The sequence below is a fragment of the Acetobacter cerevisiae genome (assembly GCF_001580535.1).
GTDB lineage: Bacteria > Pseudomonadota > Alphaproteobacteria > Acetobacterales > Acetobacteraceae > Acetobacter > Acetobacter cerevisiae.
In genome coordinates this window covers 24593-38842 of the sequence record NZ_LHZA01000148.1, presented here as the reverse complement: position 1 = coordinate 38842, position 14250 = coordinate 24593, and the positions used below count along the sequence as shown (strand labels likewise).

Below are 14250 nucleotides of genomic sequence, written 5' to 3'. Positions count from 1 at the left end.
CCAGCGTTGCCACCCCCGAAGGGGTGGCTGGCCACTACGGCACTTACGCTGGCGTTTTGGCAAAAGGGACAGGCGCACCTTTCTCCTTCATGCCGTTCAGTCGCCGGGCTGGTTCCGAGTTGGTGCCGCAGAGCAGGATGGCCAGACGGGCGAGGCCGCGGGTCGTAATCTTGAAGTCGTGGCCGATGCAGGTCTCTCCAGTATGGCGGTCCGGGTAGGCCTTTGGCACAAGGCGGCAATACTTTTGCGACAGACCATAATGTGCGGGACGGAGCTTTTTCTTTTTCTCGCCTTCACGGCAGGCCCATTTGTGATCCAGCAGAAATGCAACCACCTTAGACACGCCGACGCCTAACTCCCTCCCGGCATCCCGCACTCCGATATCGCCTTCCGCTTCTGAGATTGCGTCCAGCGCGGCAGCCTTGGGTTGTGCCGCCTCAAGCATAGCCGCCTGTAACTTGGCCTGCTCCTCGATCACTTCCAGCTTGCCCTGCAAAGCCGTGATAGCACGGAAGGCTAGCATTTCGGGGGTTTCGGGGGCGATGGCTGGTTTAGCTTCAAGCTCAAGCCAGCGGTCCACCACCCTCTTGCGCTGCCGGGCATCGTAACCAGTGATGAGCGTAATGGTGTGGCTGTGGTCGAGGTGGATAACCTTGATGAAGCCACGATGGTCTTTTTCTACCGTAACTCCTTGAATTTGTTCATTCCTCAAATCTGAGGAATGGCCTAAAATCTGCGAAACCATGTCTTTGATGTCGCGCACTACGTTATCGTGCCGCTTGCCTGTCAGTTCAGCAATTTCCTTGCTGGACATCATTGGGCTAGAATTTGGGGCCGATGTTGTGGTAATAGAACTCATATCAGTGTTTCCTTATTCACTGTCAGAGGCGTCAGGTTTGCTTCCTACGGCTGGGCCTGACGCCTTTTCTTTTTCCATTTCCTGCCGAAGCAAGAAGACGATGTGCCCGTTAAGGCTGCGCTCTTGTCGACTTGCCATTTCCTTAACGTGCGCATGCACTTCGGGGGGCAGGCGTATTTTCATTTGCGTCCCGGTTCTCAATTTTTCCTCCATCCAACCATAATGGTTGCACATCCATAAGGCATGACACCATTTTGGTTGTCAACTGGAAAATGCAGTCAATTTGGTTTATGGAGTCATCATGAGCGATGAACGAAGAGTACCGATCACCCTGCGTATGCCACGTGCCCTCCTTGATAATCTCAAGGCACAGGCTGATTTACGCTCACACTCCATGAATGCGGAAATCGTTCAGAGACTTGAAGAGAGTGTATATCTCTCGCTCTCCGCTCACGCCTTAGATGAGGGTGAGGAATTGACTGATAATGAGCGCTCCTTGGTCCGCATGTGGCGAGCCATGAACGAGGGTGAGCGGCTGGCCCTTCGCGCCGTCGCCGAGCGGCTGGCCGACAAGGCAGAAGGCAATACCTGACTCCACAACCCCAACAATGCCAGCATTGTCATGCGGGTCAAAGATATCTGCCCCTTTCCTTAGATTGCCTGGTGTTCGTCTTGATCTGTGGAGAAAAAATAAAATCTGTTTCAAGGGAGAGATCTAAAAGGGGGATCAATTTTATTGTTAATATTTTCAACTTTGCTTTGTAAATCCATAATACTGCTATTTATATTTTCTAAGGCATTGCCAGTCATTCTGTCATAAAAAATGTCTCGCATGTTCTTGTCCATGCAGGATATTTCAACCTGAACATCGAATATGGCTTTTTCTATTTTCTTTCCTGCATAATAAACTGCGTAAATTAATACGCATAATGCTCCAAATATCCACTCTGATGTAATCTGGGGCATAAGATTCTTCTCCTTTTAAAGGGAAGATTGATTCCTGCCGTTTGAGAAATAGGCAACCCCTTTCTCCTTGCCCCCAACCCACAACCTGTACTAGACTCACCCCACGGCACGCTTCGCGCTGGCGGCACAATTCGCTCTACCGAATGTTGCCCCATGCGATTGCTTTTGCTTGCCGCTTCCCTTTTTATTGCCACTCCGGCCCTTGCCCAGACGCAGGCAGCCGCTCCTGTTGAGCTGTTCAAGTATGGGCAGCGCACAGGAACGGACAAAAACCCACTTGTTGTAATACTTGGCGGGTCTGGCTCTGGGGGCAGTGGTGGTTCATCGACCATTTCTCCCGTCTCCCCCACTTTCACCGGCGGCGCAAACCTCAGCATCTCCACATCCGCCAGCTACACGCCATTCCCCGCCCAGTCCTGCAAACAGATGACGATTGCCAACAACACAGACACCACTGTGCAGGTGCAGCAGGGGGGCTCTGGTGCCGCGCAGCCCGTATTCCCCGGAACATATTACGTTTTTTATGGCCTTACTGACGCCTCGGCTTTGTCCGTGGAACGTGCAGACGGGAACGCTACAGCCGTCACCGTCAACGCCCGGTGCGAGTACTGATCATGACGGCTGATGCGGCTCAGGCCTACATGACCCGAGATGAGGGTATGGAAATCCGCCGTGAGCAGCAGATCACGAACGAGCGGCTGGCTATCGTCGAGCATGAGCAGCAGGGGCAGAAAACAACGCTGGCAGAGATTCTGACGGAAGTACGGAAAGGCCAGTCTGTCCGCGCCATGTTCATTGCGGGCGGGTCTGGGCTTGGTGGGGGCGTTGCCGCAGGAGTGGCTTACTTCCTGCACTGGATCACCCAATGAGCGGCCTCTACCTTCCTCACGTGCGGGATTTATGGGTGCGGCCCGCGCTGGCATCGCTTCCTCCTGCGCTGAATAACCTTTCCCGCATGCAGGGTGTGCTGGGCATTGGCAATAAAGAGAGCGGGTATCGCTATCTTGTCCAGACCAACCCGGCAGAAACAGCCAAGGGTTTTTGGCAGATGGAAACCGCAACGCATGATGACATGTGGCGCAATTTCATTCGCTACCGGCCAGACCTGCAGGCAGCGCTTCTGGGCATCCTGAGCGGGGCCAAGCCAGAAGCGGCGCGGCTGGTAGATCGGCCCATCTATGCCGCCGCCATGTGCGCCGTTCACACGTACCGTTCGTCCGATGCGCTCCCCGCCGTCAATGATGCTGCGGGATGGGCTGCCTTCTGGAAGCGGAACTACAATACGGAAGGCGGGGCCGGGATTGCAGCCGAGGCTGTCCCGTATTTCCGCGAGGCCATGGAGGCCTGATATGGACCCAACAACGATCCTGGCATCCGTATTCAATTACGTTCTGCCCATGCTCCCGGCTCAGTGGGCCGCTGCGGCAAGCGTAATTGGCTCATTCGTGGTCAGCGCATGCGCATTGGCTGCGTATTTCTGGCCCCGGCCTAAAGATGGCAGCAAATGGCTCCCCCTTTATCAGGCCATCAATAAGCTGGGCCTGAATGGCAAGCACGCGGCTAATGCTGACGATGCTGCCGCAAAAACAACACCCAAAAATTGACTGGAACCCACCATGAATACACAAGCACTTCTTACCGCAGGTGAATCCGTTTTCACCACCGTTTCCGGCAAGGCAATCTCCGGGACTGTGGAGGCAAATATCTCCGACGTTGGCTCGCTGGTTACGGTCGGACTGACTTTGCTTGAGCGCAACGTGAACTTCAACGTGACAGGCGTTGTTGATGGCGTCACGCAGATCCTGTCTGGCGTCAACGCGACCATCAAGGCCGCCAAGACGAAACCCGGCACGGCCACGGCGGCAACCGGCGGCGCATGAGCGCATATTTCTGGTGGGCACTCGCAATCATCTCGATTGGGGTGCTCATCTGGCTTGTGGCTTATGCGACGAAAGCGGGCCGCAATGCCCAGAGCGTGACAACCAGTGAGCACGCAGCAACTGATGCGGAAATCGTGACCTGGGTTGAGGCCAATATGGCTAAGGCTCAAGCCGAGGGGCCGCAGAGTAAAGAGCAGCTGCTCGACCGGCTGGACGCGGGGACCGGATGAAAAAGGGCGCAATGGGCCTATACGGGCTTTTCTTTTCCTTCTGTCTCTGCGCCTGTTCTGGGCAAACGGTAAAGCCAATCTGCCCCCAGATCACACCTTGGACGGCTGACTTTCAGAGGCAGGCTGCAACAGAAATCACCACGAACCCAGCGCTTGTCGCGCTGCCGGAAATCGCCCGGCAGGACGTGGTTCTGCGTGATCAGGTAAGGGCATGCCAGAAGAAGGTGGCGCAATAACTGAGTGTTGCTGGTTATCGCGCCTCAGTCATCTTATGGCGGATCGAACTTTTGGGAAATACCAAATGGTTGACGGGCTTCCACCGTCTGCGGCGGCTCCGCGACGGCCTACCTCTGCCGGGAGCGACCCGGTCTACTCGGCTAGCTATCAAGGATTACTTGACGGTTGGAACCAGAAACTGGCTCCGGTCGGTGTATCCGCCACACCTGTTCAGGCTTTCGCCGCGCTTTTGCCGATCCTGCGGATCGAAGCGCCTACACACCTTTGCGCCTAGCACCGGATTATGTTGCCGTCTCTCCGGCTGTCACGGCATCCGCCTTCCGTCCTCGGCATGCTCCATGGTTGGTTGAGGATTGCCCATAGGGATCACTCAGCAAGCACTTCGCATCTTTTGCAGGGGCAGGACTTGAACCTGCGACCTCTTGGTTATGAGCCAAGCGAGCTACCGAACTGCTCCACCCTACGTCATGTTGCTGCGGGCCGGGCTTGATACCGGCTCGTGATACGAACTCCCCGCCGTTCAATGGGGGCCGTGGCCTGATTTGGAGCGCAGCTCCGAACTGTCCCGTATTGCGTGTCCATCCACGCCGCCGCAGCCCCGTGAGCATAGTACGGGTTGGGGGTGGGGTACAAGCAGAAATTCTTGCCCAACGCCTGCCCAATTTGAAAAGAATGTTCTTGTCTTGTTCTGTCCATAAATGGCCAGATTGGGCAGGCTCTTAAGGCTACAAGTGGCAGAAATCTGCCGATTATATGGCTATTTAGGCCGGAGCGTCGATATCGACGATGTTGATCAGCTTGTGGTTGACGAATTCCTTGATGCCAAGGCCAACCAGCTCGCGGCCAAAGCCGGAACGCTTCACACCGCCGAAGGGCAGGTCGGCCTTGGGGATCAGCGGGTGGTTGATGTTGACCATGCCGGTGCGGATCTTGGTTGCAACGCGGGCACCACGGGCTTCGTCTTTGGTGAAGACAGCGCCACCGAGGCCATAGGGGGAGTCATTAGCGATGCGGATGGCATCTGCTTCGTCCTTGGCGCGGTAAAGCTGCGTCACGGGGCCGAAGAATTCCCAGTGGCGTGCTGCGTTCTCACCGTCCAGACCGGTCATCAGCAGCGGGCGGAAGAAGGTGCCTTTTTCCGGAATTTCCGGACCGATGACTTCAACCTTGGCGCCATGCTTGACGGCTTCTTCAACCTGACGGTGCAGATCTTCAACTGCCGCGCGGGAGCACAGCGGAGCCAGCGTGGTGGACGGGTCCATCGGGTCGCCAGCCTTCAGCTCGGCAACGCCTTTTTTGTACAGGTCCAGGAAGCGATCATAAATCGCATCAGCCACAATCAGACGCTTGGCGGACACACAGACCTGGCCAGCGTTCCAGTGGCGACCCATGACAGCCCATTTGGCGGCTTTTTCAACGTCAGCATCATCGAGAACGATGAATGCGTCTGCGCCACCCAGTTCCATCATGGATTTTTTCAGGGCTTTACCGGCAACACCAGCAATGATGGAGCCAGCACCTTCAGAACCCGTCAGGGCCACACCGCAAACGCGGGGGTCTTCCAGGATCATGGCCGTGTGAGAGCGGGCCGTGTACAGGTTGCGGAACAGACCCTTGGGCAGCCCGGCTTCGATCATCAGATCTTCACAGGAGGCAGCACACTGCGGCAGGTTGGACGCATGCTTGAGCAGCACGGCGTTACCGGCAGAAAGCTGCGGTGCGATGATGCGGACGACCTGATAGAACGGGAAGTTCCACGGCTCAACGGCGAACACGATACCAAGCGGTTCATGCACCAGCTGGGCCTTGCCGGTTGCAGGGTCAGCTACGGGCAGGGCTTCCGGCTTCAGAAGCTCTTCCGAATATTTTGCGTAATATTCAAAAATTTCGGCTGAAAGAATGACTTCAGCTTTGGATTCAGCAAAAGTCTTGCCCATTTCAAGCGTGCCCAGACCGGCATACTTGTCAATGTCACGCCGCAGAATGGCGGCGGCGGCGTTCATAATACGCGCACGTTCAGCAAAAGATGTGTCACGCCATTTTTCAAAGGCAGCATGGGCCTCGGAAAGCGCAGTCTGAACTTCCTGATCTGTTGCCTCAGGGAAAGTAGCAACCACTTCCTCTGTATAAGGGTTCGTTGTCGCGTAAGCCATTAGTACCTCATAAAAACTCAAAAACAGGAAAAGGAGAGCGATCCCGCCGCTGCGGTATCCGATCAGGACGAGCAGAGTGAGACACGCTGCATCATCGCCAACCCTTAGGCCTGAGAAAAATATAGACCGGTCACTTTCCGGCAGAAAGGGGGTGCGCTTCTGCAAACCCTGTGTAGGGGGAGCAAAAGGGGGCCTCGCTCACTGCTGCTGCAAACCGTTCAGTTGGTGTTTGTCTGTATATGTGTGGATATAGACATGGTCAATATATAAATAATATGGGATTTTTGATAACACTTAATCTGAATCAGTATGGAAATAACGGCATGATCTGGACAATATCATAATTTCGTGATGACAATGACATTATTTTAACAAGTCTAAGTGGTTAGAAATTTTGGTGTTTTCATGGATTGTAAGGTCACCCTTCTTTATTTACATGATATTTGAAATTATCTTCTGAAAATATATTTTCTGGGGAGTTGATTCAGAAAACTGTTGGTCGATGCTTTGTGTGGGGCAGTAGAATAAAAAGAAATCGATTCATTCGTTTTTTTTATCTAACGAGTGGGGCGGATCATGTCGATTTTTCTCTTGTTCGGGACAGAAATGCCAAGATCGGCAGGGTGAAAAAGATGTTCTCTGTCTTGTTAGAGAAGATTTGTCGGGAAATTTGCGCAGTATTCTATATCCATTTGAATATAGATGAGTCTGCATTTCTAAAGTGCGTCACTCTAGAGGGCGCAGTCCACAAGTCGGCAGCAAGCGGGGCGTTTGTTCAGTCCCCGGACTGCATTTCAGAGAGGAAGGCCATGGCCCCCCGGACATTACCTGCGGCCATACAGCCTGAAAGGCGGGCGGTTTCATCAATATCCAGCAGCGGATTGCGTGCCATATAGAGAAGGGATTCAAGGCCCATTGTCAGAAGGGTGGCGGCAATAAAGCTTAGCCGGTCTGGTGAGATGGTTTTCACAGGCATCAGGCGCAGGATGTTCTGCTTGAGGTCTTCCAGCATGTCCCGCGTTTCCTTCATGGTGAACAGGCGGGCGCGGATATGGTGCTGGTTGAGTTCAAAAAAGCGCGGTGCGCCGTTAATGCTAATCAGTTCGCGCAGAACGGCCTGATGGCTCCTGGTGAGCATCATTTCCAGATTATCCATGGGGCAACGCGATTGCAGGACAATATTCTTGACGCGATCAGCAACTTTGATCAGCAGGATATCAAAGATTTTTTCTTTGGTTTTGTAATAATTATAGAAGCTGCCGGGGGAAACATTGCTCAGGGAGACAATGTCCCGCACCGTTGCGGCATCCAGCCCGATGGTTGAAAACACATTCCACGCCGCACGCTCAAAAGCCTCCTCCTTGAAGGCTCTTGTCATTTCTCTCTTCTTGGAGGTTCGGTAGGCTTTCCGTTTGGCGGGCGCTTCTACGGGAACGTCCTGGGGAGAGGGCTGCTGCTGGGTGCTCAATTCTTTTTAGGCTCCTTCAGGCCTTTTTAGGCTGAGTGACGGGGTGGCTATTATTCAATCCTTGAATAATCTTTGTGTTCCAATGTCATACGGAAAGCAAGCGTGCCGGCTATGAGGGAGACTGGCTGCTCCAGCCGCCACCCAGAGCGCGGGCAAGCTGAATGGTGCTGAGTGCCTGCCGCGTTTGCGCGCTCACCAGATCATCCTGCGCGGTAATCTTCTTGATGCGCGTTGTCAGCACGTCCTGCATGGTAAACTGGCCGCCTTCATACAATCCACGCGCCTGAAAGGTCGCCTGTGTGAGCGCGGTGACCTCCGCTGTCAGGCTGGTGATGTTCTGGTCTGCGCTGCTCCGGCTTTCATACGCATCTTCCACCTCCGCCAGAGCCGTCAGGACGGTCTGATCATACGTGGCAAGAGCCTGATGCAGTTGGGCGTCGGACGCCTGGATTTTGGCCTGTATCCGCCCTGCGGTGAAAATGGGCAGGTAGGCATTGACCGCCATCAGGCCCCCGGAACCGGAAACGCCGGGAATTCCGTCAAACCGCAAGCGGCCATCACCCCCGAAAAACTCTAACCCGAAGCGGGGCAGGAGGTCGGTCTTGGTGCTGATCAACCGTTGCAGATTGGCTTCCAGAACATGCTTTTCCAGCCGGACATCTGGCCTGCGTTCCAGAACGGTGGAGGGCAGTTCGGTCGTCGGTGGGGCAGGGACGCGATACTGGGCCGGAGAGGAGAGGTCCGGAGCCTGTTCGGGCGGCTGGCCTGAGAGAATGGCCAGCCGGTGGCGGCAGGCATCCAGAGATGAGACCAGCATGGGACGTTGAGCCTGTGCCTGAGCAATCTGTCCGCGAATGGTTTCAAGATCAGCCTGCGTGGTCTGGCCGGCATCAAAGCGGGCAGAAGCGTAGCGCAGAAGAGACTGAAGCGTGCTGACAGACTGGTCCAGCAGCACAATCCGCTGTTGCAGACCCCGCGCCGTGACGTAATTGGCCGCAACATCGGCAGCAATCGCCATGTGGGTGCCGTGCAGCATCTCTTCTGACGCCAGCGCCATCTGCTTTGCACCGCGCTTTTTGGCCAGGTTGCCACCCCAGATATCCGGCTCCCACGCCATGGTGATGCCTGCAAGGTGACCATCCGTTGCGGGGTCCTGAATATTCGGGGCTGCCATTTTCATTAGCGGTGGAACCGGGTGCCGCCAGTCTACACCGCCGCCCATCATGCCCGCTGTGGCTCCTATGGTTGGATACAGGGCGGATTTGGCCATCTGGGTATAAGCGCGGGATTCCTGCACGCGGGCCTGCGCCACACGGATATCCGGGTTGGCCGCCAGAGCCTGCTGCACAAGCTGGTTCAGCAGCGGGTCCTGCCAGGCGGTCCACCATGCGGTAAGGTCGGTGGCCTGCGTAGAGGCTGGTGCTGCCGTAAATTGCGTGGGCACAGCGACCTGTGAGGCAGGCATTTTAGTCTTGAAAGGGGAGCAGGCGACCACACCCGAGCACAGGAGCGTGGTGAGCAGCAGGCGGGCGGAAGGTGCTGAAAAAGACATCGGCATTCAGTCCTGACGGGCAAGCATGGAGCGGAAGCGGAGCAGCGCCATGGCAAGAAAAAGAGTGGAGGAGCACACAATGGCCAGCAACGAGGGCCAGATACTCTCAAGGCCAGCACCGCGATACAGGATGGATTGTGAGACTTTCACGAACTGGGTGGTGGGGAAGAAGCGCACGAGGGACTGCACAAGGTCCGGCATGCTTTCCACCGGTGTGGCCGCGCCGGAGAGCAGATAGGCCACGGCATACACCGGCACGACCAGCAGTCCGAACTGGGGCATGTTGGGGGCGATGGTGGCCAGCATCATGCCCAGAGAGGTGACGGAGAAAAGATACAGAATGAGGCAGGCGGCAAACAGGAACTGGCTGCCCGCAATGGGCACGCCAAGCCACAGATGTACCGTCAGCCAGAGGGAGAGCAGGCTGGCAACAAGGATGACCGCGCCATTAGCCAGAATTTTGCCCACAGCAATCTGACTGGCCGAGACGGGCAGCACCAGCAGATGCTCAATGGTGCCGTGTTCCCGCTCTCGGATAACGGCAGCCCCGACCAGAACAATAGAGAGAACCGTCGCGTTGGTGACGACCTGCATGACGGAGGTAAACCATGCGGATTCACTATTGGGGTTAAAGCGGATACGACTTTCCCCATGGAAGGGCATCAGCTTGTTCAGGTCCGGTGAATGCAGCTGAGCCTGCACTTCCCCCATAAAGATCTGTTGCAGATAGACAGCGCCCAGCCCGGCCTGTGTCATGGCGGTGGCGTCAATCAGTTCCTGTATGTCCGGGGTGCGGCCTGCCAGCGTGTCCACCTCAAAACGCGGGGGGATATCAATCACAAAGTTATAGGTGCCGTTATCCATGCCAGCCTTGCTGTTGGCGCGGTCCGTCAGGGTTGGCGGTTTGAAGTAAGGCGGCAGCACCACGGAGCGGAGCTGGCGGGAGAGGGCTGAATGGTCCTCATCAATAAACGCCACGGTGGCGTTGGAGACGTCGATCTTCACACCATGCGCCACCAGCACAATGGCAAAGGAGAAGGAAAAAACAATCAGCCCCATCAGGACGAAGTCCCGCATCAGGCTGTAGAATTCCTTGCGGCACAGCAGGCCGACATTCATGACCCAGCGCAGCATTATGAATCCTGCTTCTTGAGGAAAAGGCGTGCTCCCAGCATGTAAACCGCAGCAAACATTCCCAGAGCGGCATACATGGAGAGGAAGGACGTAACCCCCAGCCCCTTTGTAAAGCTGCCCAGACAGATGAGCTGGAACCATGAGGCCGGGAACGTCTCGGCAAGGTAGTAGGTCACGCCGGTGAGGGTGGAAATGGGATAGAGCAGGCCAGAGAAGTTGGCGGACATGATCAGGCAGATGATGGCCGTGCCGAAAATGGCCGCTACCTGAGAGCTGACGAAGGTTGAAATCAGCAGCCCCAGCCCGGTGCAGGCCTGAATATAGAGCAGCGCCCCGATGGTCAGACCAATGAAGGAACCTTTGAGTGGCACGCCCAGCACAGTGACCGACAACACGACCAGCACCAGATAGGCGATGATGGCCAGCATCACGTAAGGGAGCTGCTTGCCCACCAGATACTGCCCGGAACTGGCCGGGGAGGCATAGAGGTTCATGATGGAGCCAATCTCCTTCTCGCGCACCACGCCAAGCGCTGTCAGCATGGTAGGGATGAGGATCAGAGCGAGCATGATGGTGCCCGGCGTCATGGCGTAGATGCTGCGGAATTCCTGATTATAGACAAAGCGCGGGACAATGTTGACAGGTGTCAGATGCGCCATAGCGGAGGGTGGCAGCGTCTTCTGCATGCTGGCGGCGTAGGTCAGCAGCACGGCGTCCGCATAGGCGCGGACGTTGGCGCTGAGGAACGGCATTGCGCCGTCAATCACCACGCCCACTGTCGGGTTGCGGCCTGCCGCCAGATCCCGCCCGAAGCCATCGGGAATATCCAGCCCGAGGGCAACCTGCCCCTGCCGAATACGGGTTTCCACAGTCTCCCGGTCGGGAGAATAGGCGGTCTCATGGAAATAGTGCGATCCACGGAATTGCTCGACGAGTTCCCGGCTGGCGTGGGTATGGTCATAATCCGCCACGGTGTAGCGAATGGTGTTGATGTCAAACGAGACGCTATAGGCCGAAATGAGCAGCAGAATGGTCGGGCCAAGGATGGCGAACATCAGGCGCAGGCGGTCGCGCGTCAGTTCCACGGCCTCTCGCCGGGCAAAGGCCCAGCAGCGCGAGAACCAGCGGATGTAGGGTGGGATTTTGCGTGCCGGAGCGGTGCTGGCGGGAGCCTGTTGCTGCGGCGTGCTGGCGGCGTTGACGCTGTTGCCTGCATGCTCGAGGAACGCGATGAACGCATCTTCCAGCGTGGCAGCGTGGGCTTCCTGAATAATTTCATCGGGGGTGCCCATGGCCAGAACCTTCCCTTTGTCCATCAGGGAAATGCGGTCACAGCGTGCCGCTTCATTCATGAAGTGGGTGGAGACAAAAATGGTCACATGCTGGTCGCGCGAGAGGGCGACAAGATGCTTCCAGAACATGTCTCGCGCAGCCGGGTCCACGTCGGAGGTGGGTTCATCCAGAATAAGAATGTTGGGGGAGTTGATGCAGGCTGCGGCAAGTTGCAGGCGCTGCCGGATGCCGAGTGGCAGGCCCGTCGGGCGGCTGTCGGCGTGCTCATCCAGCTTGAAGCTTGAGAGCATGTCTGCGACGCGCTTTTTGGCCTCGGCGACCGGCAGGCGGAAGAGTTCAGCCTGAAGCATCAGGTTTTGCCGGACGGTCAGTTCTTCATACAGTGAGAAGCCCTGAGACATGTAGCCAATGCGCATGCGCGTGGACATGTCCCCCGGTGTGACCTTGCGGCCAAACAGGGTGGCCGTGCCGCTGGTAATGTCCAGCAGCCCGGTCAGCATCTTCATGGTGGTGGATTTGCCGCAGCCATTGGAGCCAAGGAAGCCGAAAATCTCGCCGCGTTTGATGCGGAAGCTGACGTTATCCACTGCTTTGAACGAACCGAACTGGCGGGTCAGATTTTCCGCGTCAATAACAGGGGGACTGCCATCATCCTGATAGGGCGGGATGGTGAAGTCGGAAATTTCCTTCTTGTCGGCTTCCGGCAGCATGGAGGTATAGGCGGCCTCCACTGTGGTGGTGCCGGTTTGTTTTTTAACGTCCGCTGTGGGAGCGGAGGCCAGAATGCGTCCGTCATTCATGGCGACCAGCCAGGAAAAGCGCTCGGCTTCATCCATATAGGCCGTTGAGACAATTACGGTCATGGAGGGCCGCTCGGCACGCATCTGGTCTACCAGCGCCCAGAACTGGCGGCGGGAGAGCGGGTCCACGCCGGTGGTGGGCTCATCCAGAATAAGCAGGTCGGGGTTATGGACCAGAGAGCAGCACAGGCTGACCTTCTGCTTCATACCCCCTGAAAGCTGGCCGGCAGGCCGGTTGGGGAAGGGCGCAAGGCCGGTTGAGTCCAGCAGATGCGTAATGCGATTGGCGCGGGTGGTGGCGTCCAGCGCAAACAGGCGACCAAAGAAGTCAATGTTCTCGCGCACGGACAGGGTTGGGTAGAGGTTTTTCCCCAGACCCTGCGGCATGAAGGCGAGGCGGCTGAGAAATGCCTCACGCTCGGCCTTGTTGCTGATATCCACGCCCAGCGTGTGGATGCTGCCGCTTTGCAGGCGCCGCACGCCGGCAATCAGCCCAAGCAGGGTAGATTTGCCAACACCATCCGGCCCGACAAAGGCAATGGTCTGCCCGGCGGGAAGGGTGAGCGAAACATCATGCAGAACGTCGCGGCCATTATAGGCATGGCGCACGCCCTCTACACGGATTTCAGACGGAGGGGCGCTCATTACTCAGCGCCGCTCCGCTGAGCTGCCTGGGGCCATGCTGCATCCGGGCGCTGCCTGATATAGCCTTCACCCGTCATGCCTGCCTTCAGAAGTGCCCCGAGATGCTGCTGCTCTTCCGGTGTGACGCGCAGTTTGACGCGATAGACAAGCTGCTCCCGCTCTGTCGCCGTTTCCACATATTTGGGCGTGAACTGGGCCTGACTATCAATAAAGGAGACGGTGGCCAGCACGGGAGAGGCCACGCCGTCAAACTTGATGCGGGCTTCATCCCCCACCTTGAGCGTACTCATGGCGGCGGTGGGGAAGAAGAGAGTCATATACGGGTCAACCGGGTCCAGCATGGAATACACGCGCCCGCCCGGTGCCAGCACGCTGCCGGGTTCCACAATGCGATATTCAATGCGGCCTGCGACGGGCGCACGGATTGTCATATCATCCAGTATGGTCTGGATCTGCCGGACCTGTGCGGCAGCGCCTTCCTTTGCATGCAGGGCTTCCTGCACACCCTGTGTCGCGGCGCGGACGGCAGCCTGAGCGGATTCAAATTGGGTGCGCCGTTGTGTGACTTCCATGTCAGAAACAAGGTTTTGCCTACGCATGGTTTGTGCATGACGGAGTTCATCCTCCGCAAGGTGCCGGGAGGCCTGATGTGCTGATAGCTCCGCTGTGGCGCGGTCTGCCGCGCTGCTGGCGCGGCTTTGCTGGGCGGCAGCCTGATCATACTGGGCCTGCACGGTGGCGGTATCTTCCTGCGCGAGAACCTGATTGGCCGCGACGGTATCGCCCTCATGCGCCAGAAGTTTTGTAACCCGACCTGGATATTTTACGGCCACATCCACGAGGGTAAATTCCAGCCGCCCGTTTCCGTAGAGAATACCTTCAGGCACGCTTTCGGCCAGCTGATGATGGTGCCATGCAAAGGCTCCCCCAGCGATCACAAGAAGGGAGGCGGCAATAATCGCGATTTTTACAGGAGCTTTCACAACAAACCTTGTATGGCAAAAAAGCAGATGGGTGATGATGAGGTGTCATG

Annotated in this window: 16 protein-coding genes and 1 tRNA gene; 7 read left to right on the top strand and 10 right to left on the bottom strand. The window is 56.7% G+C overall.

Going from position 1 to position 14250, the window contains the following annotated elements; genetic code table 11:
• Positions 1-43: 43 nt before the first annotated feature.
• Together AD928_RS09020 and AD928_RS15380 are read right to left on the bottom strand one after the other, a co-directional pair.
• Positions 44-859, bottom strand: coding sequence for a phage regulatory protein/antirepressor Ant (locus AD928_RS09020; protein ID WP_082779832.1), 816 nt, complete (start codon positions 857-859; stop codon positions 44-46).
• A gap of 12 nt (positions 860-871) precedes the next feature.
• Positions 872-1072, bottom strand: a complete 201-nt coding sequence (locus AD928_RS15380) for an Arc family DNA-binding protein (RefSeq protein ID WP_156470167.1) — start codon at positions 1070-1072, stop codon at positions 872-874.
• An 88-nt stretch (positions 1073-1160) separates the two neighbouring features.
• Between AD928_RS15380 and AD928_RS09010 the strand changes: the two genes are divergently transcribed.
• Entirely contained in the window at positions 1161-1451 is a 291-nt protein-coding gene (locus AD928_RS09010; protein WP_082779831.1) for an Arc family DNA-binding protein, read from the top strand.
• A 110-nt stretch (positions 1452-1561) separates the two neighbouring features.
• On the opposite strand, the gene AD928_RS09005 is transcribed toward AD928_RS09010, so the two are convergent.
• Positions 1562-1825, bottom strand: coding sequence for a hypothetical protein (locus tag AD928_RS09005; RefSeq protein ID WP_062249932.1), 264 nt, complete (start codon positions 1823-1825; stop codon positions 1562-1564).
• A 153-nt stretch (positions 1826-1978) separates the two neighbouring features.
• On the opposite strand from AD928_RS09005, the gene AD928_RS09000 reads away from it, so the two are divergent.
• Genes AD928_RS09000 through AD928_RS08975 form a run of 6 tightly spaced genes read left to right on the top strand, consistent with a single transcriptional unit; the run spans position 1979 to position 3935 of the window.
• Complete coding sequence (locus tag AD928_RS09000; RefSeq protein WP_062249930.1) at positions 1979-2437, top strand: hypothetical protein; 459 nt, start codon at positions 1979-1981, stop codon at positions 2435-2437.
• 2 nt (positions 2438-2439) lie between these two features.
• A complete protein-coding gene (locus AD928_RS08995; protein WP_062249928.1) occupies positions 2440-2694 on the top strand; it encodes a hypothetical protein in 255 nt (84 codons plus the stop codon).
• On the top strand, positions 2691-3173 hold the full coding sequence (locus AD928_RS08990) for a hypothetical protein (RefSeq protein WP_062249925.1): 483 nt from the start codon (positions 2691-2693) through the stop codon (positions 3171-3173). Before AD928_RS08995 ends, AD928_RS08990 begins: the two co-directional genes overlap by 4 nt.
• A 1-nt stretch (position 3174) precedes the next feature.
• Complete coding sequence (locus AD928_RS08985; protein WP_062249924.1) at positions 3175-3429, top strand: hypothetical protein; 255 nt, start codon at positions 3175-3177, stop codon at positions 3427-3429.
• Positions 3430-3441: 12 nt separating this feature from the next.
• Positions 3442-3705 (top strand): hypothetical protein, encoded by a 264-nt coding sequence (locus AD928_RS08980; RefSeq protein ID WP_062249922.1) that lies wholly within the window; start codon positions 3442-3444, stop codon positions 3703-3705.
• Positions 3702-3935 (top strand): hypothetical protein, encoded by a 234-nt coding sequence (locus tag AD928_RS08975; protein WP_062249920.1) that lies wholly within the window; start codon positions 3702-3704, stop codon positions 3933-3935. Before AD928_RS08980 ends, AD928_RS08975 begins: the two co-directional genes overlap by 4 nt.
• Before the next feature lie 628 nt (positions 3936-4563).
• Here the strand turns inward: AD928_RS08975 and AD928_RS08965 are convergent.
• The 7 genes from AD928_RS08965 to AD928_RS08935 form a co-directional block, all read right to left on the bottom strand.
• Positions 4564-4637 (bottom strand) — tRNA-Met (locus AD928_RS08965).
• 296 nt (positions 4638-4933) lie between these two features.
• The gene (locus AD928_RS08960; RefSeq protein WP_062250001.1) at positions 4934-6325 is read right to left on the bottom strand and encodes an NAD-dependent succinate-semialdehyde dehydrogenase; all 1392 of its coding nucleotides are present in this window, start codon (positions 6323-6325) and stop codon (positions 4934-4936) included.
• 775 nt (positions 6326-7100) lie between these two features.
• Positions 7101-7703 carry a TetR/AcrR family transcriptional regulator gene (locus AD928_RS08955; protein WP_082779837.1) on the bottom strand — a complete coding sequence of 201 codons (603 nt, stop codon included), beginning with the start codon at positions 7701-7703 and terminating at the stop codon, positions 7101-7103.
• A 199-nt stretch (positions 7704-7902) separates the two neighbouring features.
• Positions 7903-9351, bottom strand: a complete 1449-nt coding sequence (locus AD928_RS08950; RefSeq protein ID WP_062249915.1) for a TolC family protein — start codon at positions 9349-9351, stop codon at positions 7903-7905.
• Entirely contained in the window at positions 9352-10479 is a 1128-nt protein-coding gene (locus tag AD928_RS08945) for an ABC transporter permease (RefSeq protein WP_062249913.1), read from the bottom strand. It lies immediately after the preceding gene.
• On the bottom strand, positions 10479-13217 hold the full coding sequence (gene rbbA / locus AD928_RS08940; RefSeq protein ID WP_062249911.1) for a ribosome-associated ATPase/putative transporter RbbA: 2739 nt from the start codon (positions 13215-13217) through the stop codon (positions 10479-10481). The genes AD928_RS08945 and rbbA overlap by 1 nt, the downstream gene beginning before the upstream one ends.
• A complete protein-coding gene (locus tag AD928_RS08935; protein WP_062249909.1) occupies positions 13217-14200 on the bottom strand; it encodes an HlyD family secretion protein in 984 nt (327 codons plus the stop codon). The genes rbbA and AD928_RS08935 overlap by 1 nt, the downstream gene beginning before the upstream one ends.
• Positions 14201-14250 lie beyond the last annotated feature (50 nt).

What these genes read in the sequence shown, in the direction of transcription:
- AD928_RS08990 (WP_062249925.1), top strand. Translation starts at nt 2,691, where the DNA reads ATGAGCGGCCTCTACCTTCCTCACGTGCGGGATTTATGGGTGCGGCCC.
- AD928_RS09010 (WP_082779831.1), top strand. Translation starts at nt 1,161, where the DNA reads ATGAGCGATGAACGAAGAGTACCGATCACCCTGCGTATGCCACGTGCC.
- AD928_RS08955 (WP_082779837.1), bottom strand. Translation starts at nt 7,703, where the DNA reads ATGACAAGAGCCTTCAAGGAGGAGGCTTTTGAGCGTGCGGCGTGGAAT.
- AD928_RS08975 (WP_062249920.1), top strand. Translation starts at nt 3,702, where the DNA reads ATGAGCGCATATTTCTGGTGGGCACTCGCAATCATCTCGATTGGGGTG.
- rbbA (WP_062249911.1), bottom strand. Translation starts at nt 13,217, where the DNA reads ATGAGCGCCCCTCCGTCTGAAATCCGTGTAGAGGGCGTGCGCCATGCC.
- AD928_RS08980 (WP_062249922.1), top strand. Translation starts at nt 3,442, where the DNA reads ATGAATACACAAGCACTTCTTACCGCAGGTGAATCCGTTTTCACCACC.
- AD928_RS08945 (WP_062249913.1), bottom strand. Translation starts at nt 10,479, where the DNA reads ATGCTGCGCTGGGTCATGAATGTCGGCCTGCTGTGCCGCAAGGAATTC.
- AD928_RS09000 (WP_062249930.1), top strand. Translation starts at nt 1,979, where the DNA reads ATGCGATTGCTTTTGCTTGCCGCTTCCCTTTTTATTGCCACTCCGGCC.
- AD928_RS08995 (WP_062249928.1), top strand. Translation starts at nt 2,440, where the DNA reads ATGACGGCTGATGCGGCTCAGGCCTACATGACCCGAGATGAGGGTATG.
- AD928_RS09005 (WP_062249932.1), bottom strand. Translation starts at nt 1,825, where the DNA reads ATGCCCCAGATTACATCAGAGTGGATATTTGGAGCATTATGCGTATTA.
- AD928_RS08960 (WP_062250001.1), bottom strand. Translation starts at nt 6,325, where the DNA reads ATGGCTTACGCGACAACGAACCCTTATACAGAGGAAGTGGTTGCTACT.
- AD928_RS08985 (WP_062249924.1), top strand. Translation starts at nt 3,175, where the DNA reads ATGGACCCAACAACGATCCTGGCATCCGTATTCAATTACGTTCTGCCC.
- AD928_RS09020 (WP_082779832.1), bottom strand. Translation starts at nt 859, where the DNA reads ATGAGTTCTATTACCACAACATCGGCCCCAAATTCTAGCCCAATGATG.
- AD928_RS15380 (WP_156470167.1), bottom strand. Translation starts at nt 1,072, where the DNA reads ATGGAGGAAAAATTGAGAACCGGGACGCAAATGAAAATACGCCTGCCC.
- AD928_RS08950 (WP_062249915.1), bottom strand. Translation starts at nt 9,351, where the DNA reads ATGCCGATGTCTTTTTCAGCACCTTCCGCCCGCCTGCTGCTCACCACG.